This is a genomic window from Sulfurimonas sp. HSL3-2 (genome assembly GCF_039645965.1).
GTDB lineage: Bacteria > Campylobacterota > Campylobacteria > Campylobacterales > Sulfurimonadaceae > Hydrocurvibacter > Hydrocurvibacter mobilis.
In genome coordinates this window covers 165,924-189,262 of record NZ_CP147917.1, presented here as the reverse complement: position 1 = coordinate 189,262, position 23,339 = coordinate 165,924, and the positions used below count along the sequence as shown (strand labels likewise).

Here is a 23,339-nt window from a genome sequence, read left to right as displayed (position 1 = left end):
TATCTTTGACCTTTTTTCTTTTAATGATAGTAAAATTAATATTAATATTCACTAATAATCAGGAAAATCAAAGAGGATAGTATAAAGAGGGAATATCGGTAAAGATCCCGTTTACCCCCATTTCAAAAAGCTCTTTGGCACGAAGCGGATCGTTGACCGTATATATGTTCACAAAAAAGCCAGCCTGACGCAGCTTGTTTACGCTCTCTTTATCTACGAGTTCATCATTCATGTTATACACGTCTACATGTAAGGAGCGCAGATACTCAATGAGGTTGTCAGGGTGGGTGTCTTCTACCAGGGCTGCGGTAGGAACAGAAGGCAGTCTCTCTTTGCATAAGGGCAGATACTCATGCCAAAACGAGGAGAAGATCACCGATTCTTGTACACGCAGTTCCTCTACCTCTTGAAGCACTGTAGAGATGACCTGTTCATCACTAAAAAACTGATGCATATCCTTGATCTCTATATTTAAAAACATCCTGTTCTCTTTTATAAACTGCAGTGCTTGCTTTAGAGTCAACAGCGGTTCAAATTCTCCGTCAAACCAGCTGCCGTAATCAAGTGAGTCGAGCTCTTTAAAAGTAAAATCGGCAACATTATAGGGAGTACGGCTTTTATATGCTTCGATCTTAGCGACGTTCGTCGTCCTCTCCAACGTATCATCATGCATAATGACAGCGACACCGTCACGGCTTAGCTGGACATCGACCTCTATAAAGTCGCAATGTCCCACGCTGGCTTTAAGAGAGCGAAGAGTGTTCTCAGGGGCTTTGGTTCGCGCGCCGCGATGAGCACCTATAAGACCGGTTCGAGAAAAGAGTTCCAAAAATTTCATAAATTATTGTATCATTTTTTATGAATAAAAAAAGCATCTACTCTTGGGCACTTTACGACTGGGCGAATTCCGCTTATGCTACTACCGTTATGGCAGGTTTTTTCCCGCTCTTTTTCAAAGCGTATTTCAGTGCCGATGTAAATGTGACCGTAAGTACTGCCCATCTGGGTTTTGCTAACTCTCTGTCTAGTTTCATTATCGTACTTTTGGCACCGCTTTTAGGGGCGATAGCCGATGCCGGTTCCATAAAAAAACGCTTTTTATTTTTATTTGCCTATCTAGGTATCGCGATGAGTGCGGCTTTATCCCTTATCGGTGCAGGAGAGTGGCAGCTGGCAGTTTTTGTCTATGTTCTTGCCAACATTGGATTTATGGGTTCTAACACATTTTACGACTCCCTGCTTCCCTCCGTATCTACGGAAAAAAATATCGATTTTGTATCGAGTCTCGGTTTTGCTTTAGGATATCTCGGCGGAGGGGTTCTCTTTAGCGTCAATGTCTGGATGCTGCAGGATTTTGCGTTCTTTGGCTTTACGGATGAAGCTGCGGCCATTAAAGCCTCATTTGTCAGCGTAGCATTGTGGTGGGCACTTTTCTCCCTTCCACTGCTTCTCTTCGTCGAGGAAAAAAGAGAAAAAACCGAACTAAAAACGAGTCTGATAAAACAAGGCTACATGAGACTCAAAACCACGTTCAGCAAGATATCACAGCTCAAAGGACTGTTGCTGTTTCTTATCGCATACTGGCTTTATATCGACGGTGTAGATACGATCATCAGGATGGCTGTTGACTACGGTATGGCACTAGGATTTGACTCGCACAACCTCATACTTGCGCTTCTGATTGTGCAGTTTGTCGGCTTTCCAGCCACCCTTTTGTTTGCAAAACTGGCTCAGTATTGGGATACAAAAAAAGCGATCTATCTTGCTATTGCCATCTATATTTTTATCGTCTTTTGGGCGACTAGAATGAACGAGGTCTATGAGTTTTATGTTCTGGCGGTGATGATCGCTCTTGTCCAAGGTGGCATCCAGGCACTAAGCCGCTCCTACTACTCAAAGATGATCCCCCATGATCAGGCGGCAGAATTTTTCGGTTTTTACAACTTTCTTGGTAAATTCGCCACGATCTTCGGGCCTTTACTTATTGCCGTAGTTGCACTTTTCAGTGAAAACTCACGACTTGCGATAGCATCGGTCTCGCTGTTTTTTGTCGTCGGTGCGATCTTACTGTTTTTCGTAGATGAGAAAAAAGTTGCTCATGATGTTCAAAGTGCTTTGGAGTAGACCGGATTCCTCTGCATCTCAGTTGCTATCGCCTCTTTGACTTTGGCAGTCATCTGGGCATATGTCATACCCTCAGGATAGATCGGTTTTAAATATGTCACCCTTATTTTTTTTAGACTCGGGATGATCTTGCCTGTCCTTAAAGCTTCAAAACTGCCGTCGATCACAACGGGTACGACAGGTCGGTCAAAAGTTTTTGAGAGCATCGCGAAAAAGGGTTTAAACTCTAAAAATTTTCTGTCCCTGCTTCTTGCTCCCTCGGGAAATATAACAAGATTGTTCCCCTCTTTTAAGGGCAGAGCACAGTACTGCATCGTGTGTTTGAGATCTTCATCTTCATCTATCAAAATGTTCTGTCCGTTGATGGCGATAGGCTTTAAGAACCAAGTCCCGAATACCCCTTTGTAAGAAAGAAAAAAACTGCGTTTTAAAATTGTATAAGGCAGAGTGGACTCTATCAAGAACCCGTCAAGCATGCTTTGATGATTTGGAGCGATCAGACAGGATGTTGCAGGGATGTTCTCCCGGCCGATCACTTCCATGCGAAAAAGAAGCTTAAAGAGAGGGAACAGCACCGTTTTAAATATAAACATCACAATCGGCGAATAGATAAGCTTCTCGTCTATATCCTCTTTTAGCACCTCATCCCACTTAACTCTCGTTTCATCGATGCGCGTGGCATGTGTCTGGTGTTCTTTTATATATTCATACAACAGTTTCATCTTCATGAGTTTTGAAAATAGCGCTTCGTCGATCTCTACGCCGAAGCTCTTCTCTACAAAGATAAACAGCTCCACATAATCAAGCGAATCCAGTCCAAGATCAAGTTCCAAATGCGAAGCCGGGAGTATCTCCGCTTTTGTCACACTCGAAAGGTATGATTTTAAGACTCTGTAAACCTCATCGTCAGGTTCCTCTTCTGTGGGCAGTTTCTCGTGGACGATCTCATACCCATGTACTTTATAAGCATCATCGACTTCCATATTGTAAAGCTCTACCCCATACCATCGAAGTTCATTTTCGATATTGATTATCTTTGCTTCTTGAAGTGCTTCAAAATCCGGATAAATGATAGCGAATGGGAAGTTGTCACGCATTACAACGCGGATATCTTTTACAAAAGGCGAAAATGATGAGATCTTATCTTCTATTTTTTTCAAATCCATTTTTTATCTTATCTTAAAATCAATTAATTTTCTTTAGAACAGATAAGCATTATTGCTTAAATAAAAAACCTTACATTAAATTATCTTATAATTATGTCATAATGTACATAACAATATTACATCAAAGGATTTATCATGTGTAATGTAGGAACAATAGATAGAATTATTAGAGCTGTCGCGGGGATCGTCCTGATAGGATGGGGAGTTATGACTCAAAACTGGTGGGGAGCCGTTGGCGTCGTTCTTCTAGGGACTGCCGCTATCAGTTTTTGTCCACTTTATACACTTTTGAAAATTGACACCGGATGTAAAGTAAAAGAGTAGTCTCTTGAGCAGTCGCATAGATTTTTATGCGACTGTCACTCTGTTTTTACCCTCTTTTTTCGCTTTATACATAGCGTTGTCCGCTCTGATGATAAGAGATTGAATATCATCCTCTTTTAAGAACTCGGTAACGCCGAAGCTGCAGGTGACGTGACCCACCTCTTTTATATCCTCTTTCTCTATGACTTGACGCAGTTTTTCGGCGGCTTCTACTGCATTTGACAAAGCTGTATGAGGCATGATAATGACGAACTCCTCTCCTCCCCAGCGGGCAAATACATCTGTTGTCCGTAATGCATTATGTAACAGGCTTACGATCTTAATAAGTACCAGATCTCCTACTGAATGTCCGTATGTATCGTTGATCTTTTTAAAATTATCGATATCAAAAAATATCAAAGAGAAAGGTTCTGAATCATAACGGTTTACTCTTTGGATCTCGTTACTTAACTCGACCTCAAACTTTCCTCTATTATATATTCCTGTTAGTCTGTCGGTCACCGACATCATCTCATACTGCATCGCTTTTTCATTCAGAGCTCTGTTTACCTCTTCAAGCTTGTTATGCCTATTACGCATGATATCCGCCCAGCGTGAGTATATCCTTGAAAGCAGCTCATCTTGAGTTATCTGTCCTATCGTGTCGCCGTCCATATTTGTTATGATAATTCTTTTAAACTGTTTGTCCTTAATGAATTCCAAAGCATCTTTTATAGTGGTCTCGTAACTTACAGTCAGTATCGGAGAGACCATATAATCTCGTGCTTTTCCGTCAAAATCCACACACTCGTTAAAAAACCGTATAACATCTTTTGTAGTGATGATCCCTACGGATCTTTGCTCTTCATCCGTGAGTATCACACAATCATATATCGTATCGCGCATCATTCCTATGACATCGCATAGCGGTAACTCCTGTGAAGCCTTTTTAAGCTCTGATCCTACTACAAATTCGCCTACATATCTGCGCTCTAACATCAGATTCGGATCGACTGAAGAGATGATATTGTAGTAAGAGACAAATCCTACCAGATTATCATCATCATCTACGACACACATAGGATAGTTTTGATAGTTTATATTATCGACAGCATCAAGCAATGAACTTTTATGACTGATCGTCTCGATCCCGGGATACAATACGGATGATATCTTCTGATTAAAGTCTATCCCCTGTTTTTTCATCTTGATAAGATCGACACTGCTTAACAGTCCAAATTTTTTATGACGGTTTGAAAGTACGATCACATCTCTATGATTGTGCATATACATCTTCTCTATTGCATCTGCGATCGTCTCATCTTCTGTAATAGTTATAACATCTTTGCTGGCAATATCCATTATATTTTGAGTATTCATTCTAATCCTTATCTGCCTCTATACTTCATTATATATCAACTTTTATGAGATAACTCTAAATAACTTTCAAATTTTCTTTTTTTTGGGTATACTTTCGCCCTTAAAGTCTATCTTGATAGTAACTTTAGAATTTTACAAAAGGAGAGCCAGATGCCAAAGATGAAATCGGTAAAAGGCGCTGTAAAGCGTTTTAAAGTTAAGAAAAATGGTACAGTTAAACGTGGAACAGCGTTTCGTAGTCATATCTTAACAAAACAAGATGCAGCAACTCGTCGTGGTCAAAACACGCCAAAAGTAGTGGCAAAAGTTGATGAGAAAAATATTAAGGCAATGATCGCTTAATTCTAAGCGTTCTTACAATCTCCACAATAGTTGTGGGAAAGTCCACCAAGAGAGTGGCACCTATCGCAAAAATGCAGATACGGTAAAGAAAGGAAAAATAATATGCCAAGAGTAAAAACTGGTACTGTGCGTAGAGCACGTCACAAAAAAATATTAAAACTTGCAAAAGGTTTTTATAGCGGTCGTCGTAAACACTTCCGTAAAGCGAAAGAACAATTAGAACGTTCAATGTACTATGCGTTCCGTGACCGTAAACAGAAAAAACGTGAATTCCGTAGTTTATGGATCGTTCGTATAAACGCAGCTTGTCGTTTAAACGATATCAACTACTCTTCTTTCATCAATGGTTTGAAAAAAGCTGGCATCGAGCTTGACCGTAAAATTCTTGCTGATATGGCTATGAATGATGCAGCAGCGTTCAGCGCAGTTGTAACATCTGCTAAAGCAGCACTATAATTTTTAAGGGCTTTTGCCCTTAAGAGTTTTTGATAATCTCCATCCACTCTTTCATCTTTTTTTCATAACCTATATCTTTAAATTCTACAAACTTCAACTCTTTACTTAGATACTTCTGTTTTACATATCCGCCGAAATCGTGAGGATACAGATACCCTTTATTATTCTGTTGTATGTTTTTAGGAACTTCGAGTATAACTCCATCTTCCACTGCTTTAAGTGCACTGTTTATCGCATTATATGCACTGTTTGATTTTGGAGAAGCACAAAGATACACTACGGCTTGTGCTAAGATGATGCGTGCTTCCGGATACCCGATCTTTGCCACTGTAGTCATTGCCGAAGTGGTCAGTGTCAATGCTTGAGGATTGGCATTTCCCACATCCTCGCTTGCTAGTATTACAAGACGTCTCGCAATAAAGTCAGCCGACTCACCTGCTTTTATAAGACGTGCTAAGTAATAGATAGCAGCATCGGCGTCGCTTCCTCGGACAGATTTTATGAGCGCGCTTATAAGGTCATAATGCACTGTCGCATCACTGCTACCGTCATTTTGTGCTGTCGGACGAAGCGATTTTAAAAGTTCTAATGTTATCTCGCTTTGCAGTGCCGAAGCGAACTCTAAAAGTTTCAGCATAGCTCGTGCATCGCCGTTTGAACTCACGATCAGGTACTCTCTTGCATCCTCTTTACATGTAAGCTTCGCATGAGAAAGAGCTTTGTCTAAAAGAGAGCCCATCTCTTCATCATTGATTCTTTTGAGTTCGAAAAGCATAGAACGTGAACGCATCGCAGAAGTAAGAGAGAAAAATGGGTTTTCAGTAGAAGCACCTATCAACAAGATGGAGTTTTTCTCCATAACAGGAAGCAGTACCTCCTGCTGATTTTTAGCTAAACGGTGAACCTCGTCAATAAAGATAAGCGGACGTTGCAGAGCATTTTCATACTGGTCGAAGATCTTTCTCAGCTGTTCGACTTTTAAAGATGTAGCATTGAACTCATAAAAGGGAAGTCCCATCACATTTGCGATGACACGAGAAAGAGAGGTCTTGCCGCTTCCCGGAGTCCCGTAAAAAAAGCTGTGACCCAGAGCACCGCTTTCACACAGTTTTCTAAGCGGCGCAGAAGGTGAGACGAGATGCGACTGTCCGACGATCTCATCAAAAGTTTTTGGTCTTAAAAAATGGGTAAAATCCATTAGCCCGCTATGACTTTTATGTAGACTTCACGCTCTTGACGAGGGCCGTCAAACTCACCGAAAAAGACACCCTGCCATTTTCCTATCATAAGTTTTGCATTCACTACAGGGATAGTGACCGAGTTACCCATACGAGAACTTTTCAGGTGTGCCGCAGCATTCGTTCCCGTGTGTTGATATTCGACATCGCTCGGAGCAACACGTGAAAGTGCATTTAGAAGGTCACGACGAAGAGCCGGGTCTTGATTTTCAAACATAAAGATACTTCCAGTCGTATGCGGGGTAAAGACTACGCATATGCCATCTTTTACACCTGACTTTATGACCTCTTCACTGACCTCTTTACTGATATCCATTAACTGCGTTTTATGACTTGTCGGAAACTTCATTTTTTTCATTTTGAGACCCTTTTCTTTGAACTTTTATATTCTTTTTTATCGTAACTCTTTTTTTCTTTCTCTTTGCTTTTTGGTTCTTTTTTATAACTTTTTTCTTCTTTTTCCTGACTCTTCTGCTCTTTAGCCTTGCCTTTTTGTTCGCGTTCCTGAACTTTCATAAACTCATACAGATGCCCGTACTCGCTTCTTGTCAAGAATCTTACTTTTCCGTTTGGAAGATTGTTCAGCTCGATTCCCCCAAAAGAGAGACGTTTTAAGTCAACTACTTCTCTGTCAAAGTGTGCAAAAAAGCGTCTTACTTCACGGTTTTGCCCCTCACCGATAGCTATCTTTAAGATCGAGTAAGCAGGAGAGTTTTTTATGATCTTATACGCATAAAACGGTGCGAAGTTCATAGATTTTATCTCGCTTAACTCATGCGCACCCGAACTTGCATCATCAAGTTCGAGTCCGTTTTTCATCGCGATCTCCATCTCTTCACTTATCTCGCCCTTAACTTTCACACGATACACGCGCTCCATACTCGATGTCATAAGCGCTGTCGCAACACGTGAAGCGTCTGTCAAAAGAAGCAGACCCTCTGTTGCAAAGTCAAGTCTTCCGATCGGAATATAATGCTTGTATTTGCTTGGCAGCGTATCATAGATCGTCTTTCTGCCTTTTGGATCGCTCTTTGTTACGAGCTCGCCCTTCTCTTTGTTGTAGACTATCACCGTATACTGCTCAGTCGGAGCTATTTTCTTTCCGCTGACCGTTACTTTGGAATATTTTTCATCTACTTGTGTCGCTGGATTAGTCTCCACTTCCCCGTCGACTCTGACATAACCGTCTTGAATGGCTTTGTCCGCTTCACGTCTCGAATAACTCGAGTAGTGAGCTATATATTTGTTTAATCGCATCACGATATACCCTTTTCTACTAAGGTATGTATATGAAGTACACCCTCTACTTTTCCATCTCTATCTGTTATCACGACAAGCTGTATCTTTCTTTGCTCGATCAAAGTCAAAGCTTCGCTTGCCAACATATTTTGATCATCTATTATAAAAGGATCCAATGTAGCATACTTACTAACGGGTGCATCGAGTGAGAAATCTTCACGCATAAGCGCGCGTCTTATATCTCCGTCACTTACAAGGCCTACGAGTCTTCTTTCATCATCGACAAGCAGTACCGTACCCAAACGTCCTTCGCTGATTCTTATTATCGCCTCTTTTATAGGCGTATTAAGCTTAGCAAACGGCAGTTCATCTTTTTTCATCAGATCACTTACTCTTACAAAGAGTCTTTTGCCCAAAGACCCGCCCGGATGGAATGATGCAAAGTCGCTTTTTTGAAAATTGCGGGCTTTCATCAGACATACGGCAAGAGCGTCTCCAAGTGCCAGAGTCAAAGTCGTCGAACTTGTCGGTGCAATGTCTAAAGGACATGCCTCTTTTTCGACGACTACGGGAATGACAAGATCGCTAAATCTTCCAAGCGTTGAAAGCGCGTTTTTTGTCATCCCTATCAGTGGGACATTGAAACGTTTTACATGCGGTAAAATAGCTCCAAGTTCTTCACTTTCTCCACTATAACTAATAGCGATCACGACATCATCACGACCGATCATCCCCAAGTCACCGTGAAGTGCTTCAGTAGGATGTAAAAAGAAACTAGGAGTCCCTGTAGATGCGAATGTTGCAGCCATCTTAGCCCCGATAAGTCCGGACTTGCCGACACCGGTGACTATCAGCTTGCCGCGACATGCGAGTATGGTCTTTACTGCCTTGTCAAAAACATCGTCTACGCTCTTTGCGGCATCTAAAAGGGTCTTAGCTTCTATCTCTAAAGTCTGTTGTGCAATCTCTTTGTAATTCATAATGTGATTATACCCTTTTTAGCTTGATAAGTAACAAACTACTACGATATAATACAGACAAAATAATATTTGTGGAGAACAGCGATGAGAGATCTAATAGGAATATATGAAAATAGTATAGATTCATTAAAATTAAAGCCGAGAATGCTTACGACAAACACTCTTATCTTAGGTGAAGAGGGTTCTGGAAAAACGAATCTGGCTTGTAGAATCAGAAACTATGTCATCGATAACGGCGTCCCTACTCTTTATCTTGATTTTTCTAACTCTAACGAAGATGAGATCGAACTTAGATACAAGGATGAGTATTTCAACTACATCCAGTTTGATGAAAGTGAAGTATTTTTAAAAGAGTTTAAAGAACTTATCGCACAAAGAAAACATATCTATATGGCAGTGAATCCTAACTTTTTCTCAAACAAAAGAGATGTAAAAAGTAAGCTGACACAAGCGCTGCAAGATAGCGAACTGTTAGAAAACTACTACTACTTTTTCCACGATATCGCGAACCTGAACGGCTTTTATACAAAGTTTGAGGACTTCCTGCTTTATATGCTCAGCCTGTTCAACCTGAAAAAATACGGGATCACATTCTTGACTCAGCCTCATGAGATATTTGAGAATGCTCAACTTAAACTTCTGTTTACATTCTTGTATGTAGGAAAATGTTCAAATGTCGACTACTTCAATACGGCAGTGTTAAAAACACTTCCGAAGAACAAGTTCCTTTTCCAACAAAGAACAGCGAACAGAACTCTTCTTTTTAACGATATTAAAACAAATATGGTTAAGATCAACGAGTACATGCTTGAAGAGTAAAGATGCAAAATATCTTTGATGAAGTCGCCACTCTCGATCAACGCTGTTACAAAGAACTAGCTCTTAGCGAAGATCTCCTGATGGAGCATGCAGCCGACGGTATGGCTGACTTTATTAGACAAAACTTCTCTACGCCTTCTGGACACTTCGCTTGCAGAAGTATCCTCATCAGCTGCGGTTCCGGAAACAACGGAGCCGACGGTATGGCTCTTGCAAGACTTCTGCATAAAGACTTTGATGTAAGACTCCACCTTGTAAAAGAACCCTCATCCCCGATGGCTAGACTCCAATATGAACGCATCAAAAAACTCGGTGTCGACATCGTAGATACCATAAGCGAATGCGACATAGTAGTCGATGCGATATTTGGCACGGGCATTACCCGTGATCTTGATAATGAGACAGCCTTACATGTAAGAGCATTAAACGACCTCGATGCTGTAAAGATCGCCTGTGATATTCCTACAGGCTTACATGTAAACGGAACCTGCGACGAGAACACATTTTGCGCGGACTACACTTTGACCATGGGTGCGCTTAAACGATCACTTTTCAGCGACGCTGCAAAAGATTTTGTCGGAGAGATAAAAGTGCTTGATCTGGGTGTCAGCAGAACTGTTTACGAGACCTCATCAAAGACAAAGCTTTTGGATCTTGATGAGATGAAACTTCCTCACAGAAAGTCAAAAAGCTCTCATAAAGGAAGCTACGGGCATCTTGCCATCGTAAGTGGAGAAAAACTTGGAGCAAGCGTACTTTGCGCATCTGCAGCTTTACGTTTTGGAACGGCGCTTGTCACACTGCTGAGCAATGAAAACCCGCAGATACCCACAGAGCTTATGCTCTCGCACCAGCTTCCAAAAAATGCTACGGCCATAGCTCTTGGCATGGGACTTGGCATAGAGTTCAGCCAAAACGAACTGACTCAGTTTTTAGACAATGAGCTGCCTCTTTTACTCGACGCAGACATCTTTTACCACCCGCTCATCACTGAACTTTTAAAACGGGACAATATCATCCTCACTCCGCATCCAAAAGAGTTTATACAGCTCTTACATGTAAGCGGTTTAGCAGATATCACCGTCGATGAACTGCAGCGTGAACGTTTCAAATATGCCGAACTTTTTGCACAAAAATACAAAAACGCCGTATTGGTACTAAAGGGTGCAAATGTCATCATCGCACAAGATGACACTCTCTTTGTCAATCATAACGGAACAAACGTACTTGCAAAAGGTGGCAGCGGGGACGTACTTGGCGGACTCATCGCTTCTCTTTTAGCGCAAGGCTTTACCCCTCTTGAAGCATCCATCAACGGCTCGCTTGCCCACACGAAACTAGCACTCAACTATGAGGGAGCGAACTTTTCACTCTCTCCAAATGACTTAATAGACGGAATAAAATATCTTTGAAAAAAATCGTAGTCCTTTTTAGCGGAGAGGGTAAAAATCTCCACAACATAATAGATAAACTTCACGGGACCGTATGTGAAGTAAGTTGCGCCATAACAAATAAAGCTGATGCACCCGGACTTCAGGGTTTACCTATAAAAGGTGAGGTACTAGAACATACAAAGTTCTCTTCACGCGAAGAGTATGATAAAGAACTTGTAAAACTCATAAAAAGCTATGAACCCGATCTCGTAGTCCTCGCAGGCTTTATGAGGATACTCACGCCCGTGTTCACAAAAAACATCAAGTCGATCAACCTGCACCCTTCGCTTCTTCCAAAGTATAAAGGTGGCAATGCCATTGAGGAATCATATAAGAGCGGCGATAAAGAGTGCGGGATCAGCGTACACTGGGTGAGTGAAGAACTCGACGGCGGAGAGGTGATAGAACAGCAGAGCTTTTTAAGAGCTGAGAATGAGACGATCGAGAGCTTTTACAAAAAAATCAAAGAGCTTGAATATGAACTGCTTCCAAAAACCATATCGAAAATTTTATATGAATTATAAGATTGCTTATGTTATAAATCAATCCAAACAAGTCAAGACTACTTATCACTCTCTTTTTGATGCTTTAAAGTATCTAGCTTTAGTGACTTAGTGTCTAACGTAGATGTATGGGCTTTTGCTCATGCATCGTACAAAATAAGATGGAGGTTTCCTTCATTTTAAGAAATAAAATTAAGGGAAATAACTTTATGCACAGACTAAAAATCGGAAACTATGAACTAGACAGCCGCCTTATCGTAGGAAGCGGAAAATATAAAGATTTTGAAACGACAAAAGAAGCGACTTTAGCATCGGGAAGTGAACTTATCACTGTTGCAGTACGCCGTCTAAACATCACAGACCCTGCAAAAGAGAATCTTCGTGATACGTTCAGAGGGACAAATGTAAAGTTTTTGCCGAACTCTGCGGGATGTACGACTGCCGAAGAAGCGATAACGACATTTCGTCTGACTCGTGAAGCGACAGGGATCGACCTTATCAAACTAGAAGTGATCGGTGATACTCAAAAAACTCTTTACCCGGATGTTTTAGAGACGATTAAAGCATGTGAAGTACTTGCTAAAGAGGGCTTTACCATCATGGCTTACACGTCAGATGACCCGATCATGGCTAAACGTCTTGAAGATGCAGGTGCTGCAGCTGTCATGCCTCTAGCTGCTCCTATCGGAAGCGGTTTGGGAATCCAAAACCCGTACAACATCGTATTTATCCGCGATGCTATAAAAGTACCTGTTATCGTAGATGCGGGTATCGGCTGTGCAAGTGATGCGGCTTATGCAATGGAACTAGGAGCTGACGGAGTTTTAACGAACACTGCCATAGCTCAGGCGAAAGACCCGATGATAATGGCTGAGGCTATGAAACATGCTGTCATCGCAGGACGTATGAGCTATCTTGCAGGACGTATCGCTAAACGTCCATACGCTACTGCATCATCTCCTGTTGACGGACTGATCCAGTTTTAAAGTTCTATATTCTTAGAGAGATGGGTCATAAGTATCAACTTGCCCATCCCCTCGAAGAACTTCTCTATCCCCATATTATTTGTCCCTATCGCCTTTTTTAAAGCTGTCAAGAAAACAAGCTGAGACTCCGCAGATGCTTGAGTATATGCATCGATGATCCACTCGAAAGAAAGACTGTGAAGCTCGCCGTTTACCTCAAAATCGATTGAAGAGATAGGATTTATCCCTTTTTCTTTTAATATCTCCAAACACTCTTGTCTTGCATCCATTATAGTATCCCCACTAGATTTAACATCACTATCACAAGTGCGATAGGAGCTATATATCTAAGACTAAAGTACCATGTTCCAAATGCACGTCCCAATTGCGGACGAAGTACTTTTTCGACCTGTGACTTCGGCAGGACATATCCGACAAAAACAGCCATGATGAGTCCGCCTGCAGGCAGCATAAATGCGGCTGTCAAGAAGTCTACCCAGTCAAAAAAGTTTCTGCTTCCCCATGTAAGATATGATGCGAAACCGTCTATGTGTGAAAGTATCGCTATGATCCCGACAAGATAAAAGAAAAGACCCATCATAATGGAAGACTTTAATCTGCTCCATGAAAATCTGTCTATAAAGTACTGTACCATCGGCTCGGTAAGAGAAACTGCAGAGGTAAGTCCGGCAAAAGCCAAAGAGATAAAAAACATCACTGCAAAGACATTTCCAAGTACTCCCATCTGATAAAAAACACTAGGAAGTGAGATAAAAACCAACCCCGGGCCAGATGAAGGTTCTCCGCCGTACTGATATAAAAATGTAAAAAGCATAAGCCCTGCAAAAAGAGCGATACCCGTATCTAAAGCTACGACTATCAGCGAGCTTTTTACGATGTTTTGATCTTTTTCAAGCGACGCAGAGTATGTCATTATCGCCCCCATACCGAGTGAAAGGGTAAAAAATGCATGGCCGACCGCCGTAACAAATGCCGTAGAGTTGATCTTTGAAAAATCAGGTTTAAACATAAACTCCATTGCCTGATGAAAGCCGTCCAAAGTTGTTGCATACAGAAACATCACACCGACAATGATAAAAAGCATCGGCATCAACACCATGTTTAACTTTTCGATCCCGCCTTTTATGCCGCGTGCAACGACAAATGTAATGATCATAAAAGATGCTGTATGATAAAAAAGCTGTGTCTTAAAATCTGAATGAAGCATCGTAGTAAAAACTGTTTTTGCTTCATCGACCGAAGATGGCAAGCCTGATAAAGCACTTACTATATAATTGAAGATCCAACCGATGACTACCGAATAGTATATCATCACAAATAGTCCGGCAAGAGCTTGAAATCCCCCGAATTTCCAAAGATGTTTGTTCCTTGGTGCCAACTCTTCAAAACTACTTACCGTATCGCGGCGCCCAAGGTAACCAATAAGCATCTCCGCGATCATGATCGAAAAACCGATAAGTAACACTGTAATAAGGTATATTAAAACAAAAGCTCCCCCGCCATACTCACCCGTGATATATGGAAACTTCCAAATGTTACCGAGCCCCACAGCACTTCCGGCTGCTGCTAAAATGAATCCTACCTTGCTAAAACGTGCTATTTTCATATCAGTTCACCATCTCCTTTTAGCAAATTATACCTTTTTACAAAAAAATTGCAAAAATGTATTGACAAACAATGCAAAATAAACTATAATTTCGCCTCACTAATCAGCGACGAAACATCGCGAGTTAGCTGAACAGGTCGGGGTGTAGCTCAGTATGGTTAGAGTACTTGGTTTGGGACCAAGGGGCCGAAGGTTCGAGTCCTTTCACCCCGACCACTAAAAATGTTATTTAAAAATATGGTGGAATTAGCTCAGTTGGTTAGAGCACTAGTTTGTGGCACTGGGGGCCGTGGGTTCGAATCCCATATTCCACCCCATGAATTTAAGAATTAACAGAAGAAACGAATATTTATACAGTGCGCCCGTGGCTCAACTGGATAGAGTATCGGACTTCGGATCCGACGGTTATAGGTTCGAATCCTATCGGGCGCACCAACTTTAGTCGTCGATAGTATGCGTCCTTAGCTCAGCTGGATAGAGCAATGCCCTTCTAAGGCATCGGTCAGAGGTTCGAATCCTCTAGGGCGTACCACCATAGAAAAAAAGCTGGCTACTGTAGCATTAAAGCTTTAACTTGCAAAAGTTAAGAATTAAAAAAGCAGAATTTGGATAATATTCCAATCTACAAGCGGATGTGGTGAAATTGGTATACACGCCAGACTTAGGATCTGGTGCCGCAAGGTGTGGAGGTTCAAGTCCTCTCATCCGCACCATCACTTTTAAAACTTCAAAAAATAAACTCATTCAAATACTTTTACAGATTCTAAAAATACTAAATTTCTACTTTATACTTATACACTCAGAATACGGTTTTATATTAGTCCATCTTAGTTTTTACTGCCTTTTTACCACCTGCTTTCCTCATAAATAGCCTATGTCATTGATATAGTTTGTAGTAAACCATTTAAAATGAATTAAGTTCATTTTATGAATTATGTTATACAATGTTTTGAAGGCTTCAAAGGAAAAGTGTATGAGTTTAAAGAAAAAAGTGCAGGAACTAAAAAGAGATATGATACTTAAAGAGGCATCAAAACTCTTTCAAAACGAGGGCTATGAAAATATGAAAGTAGCCGATCTGGCAGCCAATGTCGGTGTGTCTGTGGGCTCTATCTATACTCTTTTTGGTTCAAAAGAGAACCTCTACAATAACTATATCCTCGATCAGATCGATTATTATCTTGATATACTGGAAAATGAGATAAAAGATATAGATGATCCGCATGAAAGACTCAAAATATTGACAAAAATAAAGTTCCAAGCGTTCTTATCCCATAAAAACGTGCTGCATATCGGCATAAACCATCCACTCTTTTATATTAATACTTACAACTTTACCGATGAAGATGATGTGATGATGAATGTTTATACCTTCATTAGCGACAATATCATGCAGCCTTTAAAAGAAAAAATAACTACTTCTAAAAGTTCATTAGAAATGACTCTTTTATACGATAGTATAAGTACTGCCATGGTAAAGCATTGGGTTATAGTCAACGATGATCTTATGCAAAAAAGCGATGAACTCTTTGAGAGTTTTTTACTGCTCGTAGAAAATCGATAAAAAGGGGAACTATATGAAAAAAACTATATTTATTTTACTCGCTCTCTTTGCCACTACCGGTTTATGGTCGGCACCGATTATATTCGGTATCGTCATGGATGCCAAAACTCCCCAATATGAAAAGATAAAAAATGAGTTGTCAAAAGAGCTCACGACTATGACTCAAGGTGAGTTCCAAGTAGCTTTTGCAAAACCTCTCATTGCAGATTGGTCAACTTCAAAAGCGCAGGAAGTTCTAAAGAAATTACAAAATGATCCCAAAGTAAATATGATCATAACCGTCGGTATCGTATCTGCTAATACCGCTTTAAAAGAAAAAGAGCTTAAAAAACCTACTTTTGCACCCTACTTGTTACAGTTAAACCAACACCCTAAAGCGCATAAACAAAATTTTAACTATCTTGCCTTCGGCACTCCTTTTACTGTCGCTTTAAAAGATTTTCTGAGTGTTACGAGTTTTAAAAATATGACCTTGATTACGGATGAAAAACTTTCAAACTCACTCCCGGACGCAATGGACAACCTCAAAGAAAGCGCTTTACAAAAAGGGATAAACCTACATATTGTCGTATGCAATTCAAAAAGTGCTCCCTCTCAACAAATACCGTTAGATACACAAGCGGTTATGCTAACGCCTCTGCCATCTTTAAGTCCAAAATCCAAACAAAAGTTAATTGACGATCTAGTACAAAAACACCTTCCAAGCTACTCTTTTGGGGGTGATCTTAAAGTTTCTGAGGGCATTATGATGTCATCGGTATCTGCTGAAAACACTTCACGAAGGATCAGGCAGTTGGCACTTAATATCCAAGCGGTACTAAGGGGTGAAAATCCGGAAAAACTTTCTAATGAATTTGACGACGAACATCAGTTGGTGATCAACCTGAACACTACAAGTAGAGTCGGCGTTTACCCTCCTTTTAATATACTCAATCAAGCAAAAGTCATAGGTAGTGATGAACCTTTGCAGGCTGACTCGCTCACACTAAGCGATGTTGCTAAACTCGCGATAAAGAACAACCTTTATATTATCGCCGGACAGCTAGGAGTAAAAGCCGAAGATGAAAACATTAAAGAGGTACGTTCTATTTTACTGCCTCACATTAGCGGTGATCTTTCCTACACACAACAAAACAGTGATAATGTTTATGTTAAACAGGGGTTTTATGCAGAAAACAGTACTGCAGGTTCCATAAAGCTGCATCAGGTTCTTTTTTCGGAGAAAGCCTTAGCTGCTTTAGAGATACAAAAGAAGATGAAATCAGCAACTCAAGCCCAGCAGCGTACACTGGAGATGGATGTCGTAGAACGGGCTACTACGATGTTTTTAAATATTTTAATATCGCAAACACAACTCAAAGTAGAAAAAGAGAACCTCAAACTTACCCAGTCCAATCTAAAAATGGCAAGGGGGCGTGTAAATGCCGGTACTTCAGACCTTTCGGACGTGTACCATTGGGAGAGTAGGATCGCCACGTCAAAACAACGGGTGCTCTCTGCTAAAGCAGCTGTTGAAAAAGCTCAAGATGCACTCAACTTCATCCTGCATCGCCCTATAACACAGCGAGTAAAAACTTTACCTGCGACATTGGACAACTCCGATCTTATCGTAGGCAATAAAGAGCTGCTTTCTTTGATCACAAATGAAAATGACGTCAGACTCATAAATGACTACTTCGTCCAAGAGGGTTTAAAAAGTGCATCCGAACTGCAAGTGTTCGATAACAAAATAGCAGCCAAAAAGCGTAAGCTCATATCAGACAAGCGAGCTTACTATGCTCCAAACTTAGAGCTAGTTGGTGAAGTTTCACGGGTATTTGACGAGAAGCGAGACCCTGCGGCAAGCTTTAGTCTAAAGGACAAAACCAACTGGAATGCCGGCGTTGTTCTGTCTCTTCCGTTGTATGAGGGAGGTGCCAAAGATGCAAGCTACTCCCGCTCACGCCTCCAACTCCAACAGCTGCAGGTTTCAAAAGAGGAGGAAAAAAGCTTTATAGAGCAACAGATTCGTGAAGATCTGCATACGATCCGATTCAGCTACCCTTCTATAGAGTTAACAAAACAAGCAGCCCAAGCAGCTCAAAAAAGTTTTGAATTGGTTCAGAATAACTATGCAAAAGGTACGCGTTCTATGACCGACCTCCTTGTCGCTCAAAATGCCAGTCTTCTGGCAAACCAGGAATCAGCCAGTGCGATTTACAAGTTTTTAAAAGACCTTATGCATCTGCAAAGAGATATTGGACAGTTCGACTTTTTTATGAATTCAGCAGAACGTACCTCATTTACAACAGACCTTTCATCCCTGATACAAAATTCTCATAACCAAACCTCAAAGGCGGAAAAATGAATAAAACCACTCTAAAAAAAGCTCTCATAGCAGTTGTAATCATTGCCGGCATCATTACGTACTACATGATGGAAAATTTCAATTCAAATCAACTGCCCGATGCATTTGCATTCGGAAACGGCAGACTTGAAATGACGGAGGTAGATGTTGCTACCAAATACCCGGGTCGTGTCAAAGATGTATTGGTTCAAGAGGGAGAAACTGTTAAAAAAGGACAGTTAATGGCCAGACTCGATACTAAAGAGCTGCAAGCCAAACTAAAGCAGACAAAAGCGATGGTCGAACAAGCCGTACAACAAAAACAATACTCTAGTGCCATAGTAGCCCAGCGTAAAAGCGAATTATCTCTCGCGCAAAAGAACTTAGAACGTTCCAAATCGCTCTATGTAAATAAAAATATCTCATTGGTACAGTTACAACAAGACGAAACAAGACTTGAGAGTACTAAAGCAGCTCTTATAGCAGCAAAAGCTCAGGTCGTCAGTGCCCAAGCTTCCATAGAAGCTGCAAAAGCCCAAGAGGAAACCATTAAGGTAAACATCGAAGAAAGCAGCCTGTATGCTCCAATTGGCGGCAGAGTACTTTACAAACTTGCCGAGCCAGGAGAGGTTGTGGGCAGCGGTACCAAACTCTACACATTGTTAGACCTGACAAACACATATATGACGATCTTTTTACCGACTGCCGATGCAGGACGCGTAAACATAAATAGTGAAGCACGCATTGTTATCGATGCACTTCCAAATCAGCCTATCCCTGCTTTTGTTTCTTTTGTCTCACCTGAGGCACAGTTCACACCAAAAGAGATCGAAACCGATAAAGAGCGTGCAAAGCTGATGTTTCGTGTAAAAGTAAAGGTGGACCCTAAGATAATAAAAGAGGGCTTTACGAGTGCTAAAAGCGGACTTCCGGGTGTTGCCTACGTGCGTTTAGACAACTCTACGCCGTGGCCTGAGAACCTCCGCACTACTCAGAGTGTTAAAACAGCTCCATGAAACCTGTTGTTTGCATTGAAAACGTTTCACATCGTTACGGCAATACAACTGCCGTAGAGAATGTAAGCTTAGAAATACCCTCAGGATGTATGGTCGGTTTCATAGGACCTGACGGCGTCGGTAAATCAAGCGTACTTGCATTGATCTCGGGCGTACGTAAACTGCAAGAGGGTTCCATAGAGGTACTTGGTAAAAACATTCAACTGCAAAGCCATAGGAATGCCATCGGACCGCGTATAGCCTATATGCCCCAAGGTTTGGGAAAGAACCTTTATATGTCCCTTTCCGTGGAAGAGAACATTGACTTTTTCGGCCGCTTGTTCGGTCAGCGTAAGCGTGAGAGAAAAGCAAGGATCAACGAACTGCTGGAAAGTACGGGGCTTACCCCTTTTCGGGATCGTCCTGCAGGAAAACTCTCCGGAGGAATGAAACAAAAACTGGGTCTTTGCTGCGCACTCATTCACGACCCTGAACTGCTCATTCTCGATGAGCCGACAACCGGAGTCGACCCGCTATCCAGACGCCAGTTTTGGGAACTCGTCGAGCGCATTCGTCAAAGACATCAAGGAATGAGCGTCATCATTGCGACTGCTTATATGGAAGAAGCTGAACGTTTTGACTGGCTTGTAGCAATGGATGATGGTCAAGTTCTTGCCACAGGTACGCCTGAAGAGCTGCGTTATAAAACAGGGAGTGTAAACTTAGACGAAGCATTTATCGCGCTGCTTCCAGAAGAAAAACGTCAAGGGCACGAAGCTTTACAGATTCCGCCGCGTGTTGCTCAAACGAGCCAAGAGAGCAAAGCGATCGTTGCAAAAGGTTTGACAATGCGCTTTGGTAACTTCACTGCCGTCAATGACGTCAGCTTTAGTATTGAACGCGGCGAGATATTTGGCTTTTTAGGCTCAAACGGTTGCGGTAAAACGACAACAATGAAGATGCTCACGGGTCTTTTAACACCAACAAGCGGCGAGTCGTGGCTGTTTGGTCAGCCAACGGATGCTCAAGATATTGCAACCAGAAACCAAGTCGGGTATATGACCCAATCCTTCTCTCTTTACACCGAACTCACAGTACAGCAAAATCTTATGTTACATGCGAGGCTGTTTCATATTCCAAAAGAGAAGATAGTGCCCCGTGTAAATGAGATGGTCGAACGCTTTGATCTTGAACATTACAAAAATACGCTCACAGCAGACCTTCCTCTGGGGATACGCCAGCGGCTCTCTTTGGCAGTGGCTGTCGTACACCACCCAAAGATGCTAATCCTCGATGAACCCACATCGGGCGTGGACCCTATATCGCGAGACCGTTTTTGGGAACTGCTTATCGATCTTTCCCGCAATGACGGAGTCACTATTTTCGTTTCAACACACTTTATGAACGAAGGTGAGAGGTGTGACAGGATATCGCTTATGCATGAGGGGCGTGTTCTTGCCAGCGATACACCAAAAGCGCTCACAGAGCGGCGGAACAAATCGACTCTTGAAGAAGCATTTATCGATTATCTGCAAGAGGCTAGTGGCGCCAAAGAGAAAAAGGACACCGCTTTTCAAACACAGGAGTTTCAACAATCCAAACCGCCAAACCGTTTTTTCAGTCCTTTACGCCTTTTGGGCTACAGCTACCGTGAAAGTCTTGAACTGCTGCGTGACCCTATACGGCTTATGTTCGCTCTACTTGGTACGGTGCTACTGATGCTGACTCTGGGATACGGGATCACAATGGATGTAGAAGACCTGCACTTTGCAGTGCTAGACCAAGACAAAACTCCGCAAAGCCGTGACTATATTCAAAATCTCTCCGGCTCCCGCTACTTTTTAGAACAACCTCCCATCCATTCTCAAAAGGAGTTAGAACAACGTTTACGAAGCGGAAAACTCTCAGTGGCACTTGAAATTCCACCTGGTTTCGGACGGAGTATAAAACAGGGACGTCCCGTTGAAATAGGTGTATGGATCGACGGATCGATGCCGTTTCAAGCAGAAACGATCAAAGGATACATTACAGGGATGCACTATGACTATCTAGTCAATTTGGCACGCCAAACTTTTGGCTACACACCTAGCCTCTCGCCTGTCAATATCGAGATGCGCTACCGTTATAACCAAGACTTTAAAAGTCTCTACGCTATGGTTCCCGCCGTCATTCCGATGCTTTTGGTTTTTATACCCTCTATTTTAATGGCACTAAGTATCGTGCGTGAAAAGGAGCTCGGTTCCATTACTAACTTCTACGCTACTCCCGTAACACGTTTTGAGTTCTTGCTTGGCAAACAGCTTCCCTACATCGTTATCAGTATGATAGGTTTTTTAGGCCTTCTGCTTTTTGCGGTATTTCTTTTTGGAGTACCGCTTAAAGGAAGTTTATTGAGCCTCCTTTTGGGTGCTTTGCTTTTTGTTACGACAACAACAGGGATGGGACTGTTGATGTCCGCTTTTACCAAAACGCAGATCGCGGCTATTGCCGCTACTGCCATCTTTACACTTTTGCCGACGATCAGTTTTTCAGGGCTCAAAGATCCGGTGAGTTCACTGGAGGGTGTAGGTGCTTTTATCGGAAATATATTTCCGGCAACTTTTTTCATCAATATCAGTCGGGGTGTTTTTAGCAAAGCTTTGGAGTTTAAAGACCTGACCCATGATTTCATAGCCTTGATCGCAGCTGTGGTCGTCATTACGATGCTGAGTGCACTGGCACTGAAAAAACAGGAGCAATGATGAAAAAGCACTTATTAAACATTTTGTACCTTGGCAAAAAAGAGCTGCAAAGTCTTTGGCAAGACAAAGTTATGCTTTTTCTAATCATCTACTCCTTTTCACTGGGAATTTACATCGGTGCGACCTCTGCGAGTTCAGAGCTTAACAAAGTGCCTATAGCATTTGTCGATGAGGATCACTCACCTCTTTCTGCACGTCTTATGAAGGCTTTTCACAAGCCTCGTTTTCTTGCGCCTGACGTTATCAGTGCAAGCGATATCGATAAAAATATGGATGAGGGAATTTATACCTTTGTTATTACCGTACCACCCTCTTTTGAAAAAGAACTGCTGCAAGGGAAACGCCCGACCTTGCAGGTAAATATCGATGCCACTCAGATGTCTCAGGCCGGTATCGGAGCGGGGTATATTCAACAGATGATAAACGATGAGCTCAACATCTTTTTAAACGGACATAAAACCTCTGCAGAGTTACCGATCAAACTGGTAACCCGAATAAAATTCAACCCCACCCTTGACAGCATATGGTTTGGCAGTATTATGAAACTTATCGAACAGATCGCCATGCTCTCCATTATTCTCTCGGGAGCGGCACTGATCCGCGAAAGGGAGCACGGAACATTAGAACATCTTCTTGTTATGCCTTTAAATGCAGTAGAGATCATGTTGTCTAAAATATGGTCTATGGGCTTGGTCATCATTATAGCTACGGCTCTTTCACTTCAACTATTGGTAAAAGAGATATTGGCCGTTCCTATCATAGGCTCTGAATGGCTCTTTTTATTCGGAGTCTTGTTGATGCTGTTTGCTACGACCTCGATGGGTATTTTTATGGGAACGATTGCACGTACCATGCCACAGCTTGGATTGATAGTCATTCTAACCATCCTGCCGCTACAAGTACTCTCAGGCAGTGTGACCCCTTTTGACAGTATGCCGAAAGGTATTCAGGATGTAATGTTCTTAATGCCTACAAGCCACTTTGTAAAAATGGCTCAGGGGGTTTTATACAGAGGAGCCGGGATCGATGTCGTATGGCCGCAACTCTTGGCGATCACTGCTATAGGAATGGTCTTTTTTCTTATCTCCTTGGCAATATTTCGTAAAAGCTTGGCAAGCGCTTCATGAGGCGAACTTTC

22 protein-coding genes and 5 tRNA genes are annotated in these 23,339 nt (G+C 41.8%); 18 read left to right on the top strand and 9 right to left on the bottom strand.

Annotated elements, in window-relative coordinates; all coding sequences use genetic code 11:
• Positions 1 to 67: 67 nt before the first annotated feature.
• A complete protein-coding gene (locus tag WCX87_RS01045; protein WP_345980189.1) occupies positions 68 to 838 on the bottom strand; it encodes a glycerophosphodiester phosphodiesterase family protein in 771 nt (256 codons plus the stop codon).
• A 20-nt stretch (positions 839 to 858) separates the two neighbouring features.
• Here WCX87_RS01045 and WCX87_RS01040 point away from each other — a divergent pair, with 20 nt between their 5' ends.
• A complete protein-coding gene (locus WCX87_RS01040) occupies positions 859 to 2,124 on the top strand; it encodes an MFS transporter (RefSeq protein ID WP_345980188.1) in 1,266 nt (421 codons plus the stop codon).
• On the opposite strand, the gene WCX87_RS01035 is transcribed toward WCX87_RS01040, so the two are convergent.
• Complete coding sequence (locus WCX87_RS01035; RefSeq protein ID WP_345980187.1) at positions 2,106 to 3,290, bottom strand: 1-acyl-sn-glycerol-3-phosphate acyltransferase; 1,185 nt, start codon at positions 3,288 to 3,290, stop codon at positions 2,106 to 2,108. The genes WCX87_RS01040 and WCX87_RS01035 overlap by 19 nt on opposite strands.
• Positions 3,291 to 3,425: 135 nt before the next feature.
• Between WCX87_RS01035 and WCX87_RS01030 the strand changes: the two genes are divergently transcribed.
• Positions 3,426 to 3,614: a DUF2892 domain-containing protein gene (locus tag WCX87_RS01030; RefSeq protein WP_345980186.1), complete on the top strand. Its 189-nt coding sequence runs from the start codon at positions 3,426 to 3,428 to the stop codon at positions 3,612 to 3,614.
• A gap of 24 nt (positions 3,615 to 3,638) precedes the next feature.
• On the opposite strand, the gene WCX87_RS01025 is transcribed toward WCX87_RS01030, so the two are convergent.
• On the bottom strand, positions 3,639 to 4,973 hold the full coding sequence (locus WCX87_RS01025) for a diguanylate cyclase (RefSeq protein ID WP_345980185.1): 1,335 nt from the start codon (positions 4,971 to 4,973) through the stop codon (positions 3,639 to 3,641).
• Between the two features lie 150 nt (positions 4,974 to 5,123).
• Here WCX87_RS01025 and rpmI point away from each other — a divergent pair, with 150 nt between their 5' ends.
• Positions 5,124 to 5,315 carry a 50S ribosomal protein L35 gene (gene rpmI, locus WCX87_RS01020; RefSeq protein WP_345980184.1) on the top strand — a complete coding sequence of 64 codons (192 nt, stop codon included), beginning with the start codon at positions 5,124 to 5,126 and terminating at the stop codon, positions 5,313 to 5,315.
• 102 nt (positions 5,316 to 5,417) lie between these two features.
• Complete coding sequence (gene rplT, locus WCX87_RS01015; protein ID WP_345980183.1) at positions 5,418 to 5,771, top strand: 50S ribosomal protein L20; 354 nt, start codon at positions 5,418 to 5,420, stop codon at positions 5,769 to 5,771.
• Between the two features lie 19 nt (positions 5,772 to 5,790).
• Here rplT and WCX87_RS01010 read toward each other — a convergent pair whose 3' ends face one another.
• Genes WCX87_RS01010 through WCX87_RS00995 form a run of 4 tightly spaced genes read right to left on the bottom strand, consistent with a single transcriptional unit; the run spans position 5,791 to position 9,228 of the window.
• A complete protein-coding gene (locus WCX87_RS01010) occupies positions 5,791 to 6,969 on the bottom strand; it encodes a replication-associated recombination protein A (protein WP_345980182.1) in 1,179 nt (392 codons plus the stop codon).
• A complete protein-coding gene (locus WCX87_RS01005) occupies positions 6,969 to 7,367 on the bottom strand; it encodes a secondary thiamine-phosphate synthase enzyme YjbQ (protein WP_345980181.1) in 399 nt (132 codons plus the stop codon). The genes WCX87_RS01010 and WCX87_RS01005 overlap by 1 nt, the downstream gene beginning before the upstream one ends.
• The gene (locus WCX87_RS01000) at positions 7,364 to 8,266 is read right to left on the bottom strand and encodes a pseudouridine synthase (protein ID WP_345980180.1); all 903 of its coding nucleotides are present in this window, start codon (positions 8,264 to 8,266) and stop codon (positions 7,364 to 7,366) included. Before WCX87_RS01000 ends, WCX87_RS01005 begins: the two co-directional genes overlap by 4 nt.
• Complete coding sequence (locus tag WCX87_RS00995; protein ID WP_345980179.1) at positions 8,266 to 9,228, bottom strand: KpsF/GutQ family sugar-phosphate isomerase; 963 nt, start codon at positions 9,226 to 9,228, stop codon at positions 8,266 to 8,268. The genes WCX87_RS01000 and WCX87_RS00995 overlap by 1 nt, the downstream gene beginning before the upstream one ends.
• An 84-nt stretch (positions 9,229 to 9,312) precedes the next feature.
• Here WCX87_RS00995 and WCX87_RS00990 point away from each other — a divergent pair, with 84 nt between their 5' ends.
• The 4 genes from WCX87_RS00990 (at position 9,313) to WCX87_RS00975 (ending at position 12,969) form a co-directional block, all read left to right on the top strand.
• The gene (locus WCX87_RS00990; protein ID WP_345980178.1) at positions 9,313 to 10,047 is read left to right on the top strand and encodes an ATP-binding protein; all 735 of its coding nucleotides are present in this window, start codon (positions 9,313 to 9,315) and stop codon (positions 10,045 to 10,047) included.
• A gap of 2 nt (positions 10,048 to 10,049) precedes the next feature.
• Positions 10,050 to 11,459, top strand: coding sequence for an NAD(P)H-hydrate dehydratase (locus tag WCX87_RS00985; RefSeq protein ID WP_345980177.1), 1,410 nt, complete (start codon positions 10,050 to 10,052; stop codon positions 11,457 to 11,459).
• Entirely contained in the window at positions 11,450 to 12,004 is a 555-nt protein-coding gene (gene purN / locus WCX87_RS00980; protein ID WP_345981078.1) for a phosphoribosylglycinamide formyltransferase, read from the top strand. Before WCX87_RS00985 ends, purN begins: the two co-directional genes overlap by 10 nt.
• A gap of 188 nt (positions 12,005 to 12,192) precedes the next feature.
• Positions 12,193 to 12,969 (top strand): thiazole synthase, encoded by a 777-nt coding sequence (locus tag WCX87_RS00975; RefSeq protein ID WP_345980176.1) that lies wholly within the window; start codon positions 12,193 to 12,195, stop codon positions 12,967 to 12,969.
• Here the strand turns inward: WCX87_RS00975 and WCX87_RS00970 are convergent.
• Both WCX87_RS00970 and WCX87_RS00965 read right to left on the bottom strand, forming a co-directional pair.
• The gene (locus WCX87_RS00970; RefSeq protein ID WP_345980175.1) at positions 12,966 to 13,238 is read right to left on the bottom strand and encodes a hypothetical protein; all 273 of its coding nucleotides are present in this window, start codon (positions 13,236 to 13,238) and stop codon (positions 12,966 to 12,968) included. The genes WCX87_RS00975 and WCX87_RS00970 overlap by 4 nt on opposite strands.
• On the bottom strand, positions 13,238 to 14,575 hold the full coding sequence (locus tag WCX87_RS00965) for a sodium-dependent transporter (RefSeq protein WP_345980174.1): 1,338 nt from the start codon (positions 14,573 to 14,575) through the stop codon (positions 13,238 to 13,240). Before WCX87_RS00965 ends, WCX87_RS00970 begins: the two co-directional genes overlap by 1 nt.
• A gap of 138 nt (positions 14,576 to 14,713) precedes the next feature.
• Here WCX87_RS00965 and WCX87_RS00960 point away from each other — a divergent pair.
• The 10 genes from WCX87_RS00960 to WCX87_RS00915 all read left to right on the top strand — a co-directional run bounded on the left by WCX87_RS00960 (position 14,714) and on the right by WCX87_RS00915 (position 23,328).
• A tRNA-Pro gene (locus tag WCX87_RS00960) sits at positions 14,714 to 14,791 on the top strand.
• A 24-nt stretch (positions 14,792 to 14,815) separates the two neighbouring features.
• A tRNA-His gene (locus tag WCX87_RS00955) sits at positions 14,816 to 14,892 on the top strand.
• Between the two features lie 41 nt (positions 14,893 to 14,933).
• A tRNA-Arg gene (locus WCX87_RS00950) sits at positions 14,934 to 15,010 on the top strand.
• Positions 15,011 to 15,030: 20 nt separating this feature from the next.
• Positions 15,031 to 15,107: transfer RNA gene (locus tag WCX87_RS00945), tRNA-Arg, on the top strand.
• Between the two features lie 96 nt (positions 15,108 to 15,203).
• Positions 15,204 to 15,288, top strand: a tRNA-Leu gene (locus WCX87_RS00940).
• A 260-nt stretch (positions 15,289 to 15,548) separates the two neighbouring features.
• Positions 15,549 to 16,139: a TetR/AcrR family transcriptional regulator gene (locus WCX87_RS00935; protein ID WP_345980173.1), complete on the top strand. Its 591-nt coding sequence runs from the start codon at positions 15,549 to 15,551 to the stop codon at positions 16,137 to 16,139.
• 13 nt (positions 16,140 to 16,152) lie between these two features.
• Entirely contained in the window at positions 16,153 to 18,486 is a 2,334-nt protein-coding gene (locus WCX87_RS00930) for a TolC family protein (RefSeq protein ID WP_345980172.1), read from the top strand.
• Positions 18,483 to 19,481 carry an efflux RND transporter periplasmic adaptor subunit gene (locus tag WCX87_RS00925; RefSeq protein WP_345980171.1) on the top strand — a complete coding sequence of 333 codons (999 nt, stop codon included), beginning with the start codon at positions 18,483 to 18,485 and terminating at the stop codon, positions 19,479 to 19,481. The genes WCX87_RS00930 and WCX87_RS00925 overlap by 4 nt, the downstream gene beginning before the upstream one ends.
• Positions 19,478 to 22,201 carry a ribosome-associated ATPase/putative transporter RbbA gene (gene rbbA, locus WCX87_RS00920; RefSeq protein WP_345980170.1) on the top strand — a complete coding sequence of 908 codons (2,724 nt, stop codon included), beginning with the start codon at positions 19,478 to 19,480 and terminating at the stop codon, positions 22,199 to 22,201. The genes WCX87_RS00925 and rbbA overlap by 4 nt, the downstream gene beginning before the upstream one ends.
• Positions 22,201 to 23,328, top strand: a complete 1,128-nt coding sequence (locus WCX87_RS00915) for an ABC transporter permease (protein ID WP_345980169.1) — start codon at positions 22,201 to 22,203, stop codon at positions 23,326 to 23,328. Before rbbA ends, WCX87_RS00915 begins: the two co-directional genes overlap by 1 nt.
• Positions 23,329 to 23,339: the final 11 nt, after the last annotated feature.

What these genes read in the sequence shown, in the direction of transcription:
- WCX87_RS01045 (WP_345980189.1), bottom strand. Translation starts at nt 838, where the DNA reads ATGAAATTTTTGGAACTCTTTTCTCGAACCGGTCTTATAGGTGCTCAT.
- WCX87_RS01040 (WP_345980188.1), top strand. Translation starts at nt 859, where the DNA reads ATGAATAAAAAAAGCATCTACTCTTGGGCACTTTACGACTGGGCGAAT.
- WCX87_RS01035 (WP_345980187.1), bottom strand. Translation starts at nt 3,290, where the DNA reads ATGGATTTGAAAAAAATAGAAGATAAGATCTCATCATTTTCGCCTTTT.
- WCX87_RS01030 (WP_345980186.1), top strand. Translation starts at nt 3,426, where the DNA reads ATGTGTAATGTAGGAACAATAGATAGAATTATTAGAGCTGTCGCGGGG.
- WCX87_RS01025 (WP_345980185.1), bottom strand. Translation starts at nt 4,973, where the DNA reads ATGAATACTCAAAATATAATGGATATTGCCAGCAAAGATGTTATAACT.
- rpmI (WP_345980184.1), top strand. Translation starts at nt 5,124, where the DNA reads ATGCCAAAGATGAAATCGGTAAAAGGCGCTGTAAAGCGTTTTAAAGTT.
- rplT (WP_345980183.1), top strand. Translation starts at nt 5,418, where the DNA reads ATGCCAAGAGTAAAAACTGGTACTGTGCGTAGAGCACGTCACAAAAAA.
- WCX87_RS01010 (WP_345980182.1), bottom strand. Translation starts at nt 6,969, where the DNA reads ATGGATTTTACCCATTTTTTAAGACCAAAAACTTTTGATGAGATCGTC.
- WCX87_RS01005 (WP_345980181.1), bottom strand. Translation starts at nt 7,367, where the DNA reads ATGAAAAAAATGAAGTTTCCGACAAGTCATAAAACGCAGTTAATGGAT.
- WCX87_RS01000 (WP_345980180.1), bottom strand. Translation starts at nt 8,266, where the DNA reads ATGCGATTAAACAAATATATAGCTCACTACTCGAGTTATTCGAGACGT.
- WCX87_RS00995 (WP_345980179.1), bottom strand. Translation starts at nt 9,228, where the DNA reads ATGAATTACAAAGAGATTGCACAACAGACTTTAGAGATAGAAGCTAAG.
- WCX87_RS00990 (WP_345980178.1), top strand. Translation starts at nt 9,313, where the DNA reads ATGAGAGATCTAATAGGAATATATGAAAATAGTATAGATTCATTAAAA.
- WCX87_RS00985 (WP_345980177.1), top strand. Translation starts at nt 10,050, where the DNA reads ATGCAAAATATCTTTGATGAAGTCGCCACTCTCGATCAACGCTGTTAC.
- WCX87_RS00975 (WP_345980176.1), top strand. Translation starts at nt 12,193, where the DNA reads ATGCACAGACTAAAAATCGGAAACTATGAACTAGACAGCCGCCTTATC.
- WCX87_RS00970 (WP_345980175.1), bottom strand. Translation starts at nt 13,238, where the DNA reads ATGGATGCAAGACAAGAGTGTTTGGAGATATTAAAAGAAAAAGGGATA.
- WCX87_RS00965 (WP_345980174.1), bottom strand. Translation starts at nt 14,575, where the DNA reads ATGAAAATAGCACGTTTTAGCAAGGTAGGATTCATTTTAGCAGCAGCC.
- WCX87_RS00935 (WP_345980173.1), top strand. Translation starts at nt 15,549, where the DNA reads ATGAGTTTAAAGAAAAAAGTGCAGGAACTAAAAAGAGATATGATACTT.
- WCX87_RS00930 (WP_345980172.1), top strand. Translation starts at nt 16,153, where the DNA reads ATGAAAAAAACTATATTTATTTTACTCGCTCTCTTTGCCACTACCGGT.
- WCX87_RS00925 (WP_345980171.1), top strand. Translation starts at nt 18,483, where the DNA reads ATGAATAAAACCACTCTAAAAAAAGCTCTCATAGCAGTTGTAATCATT.
- rbbA (WP_345980170.1), top strand. Translation starts at nt 19,478, where the DNA reads ATGAAACCTGTTGTTTGCATTGAAAACGTTTCACATCGTTACGGCAAT.
- WCX87_RS00915 (WP_345980169.1), top strand. Translation starts at nt 22,201, where the DNA reads ATGAAAAAGCACTTATTAAACATTTTGTACCTTGGCAAAAAAGAGCTG.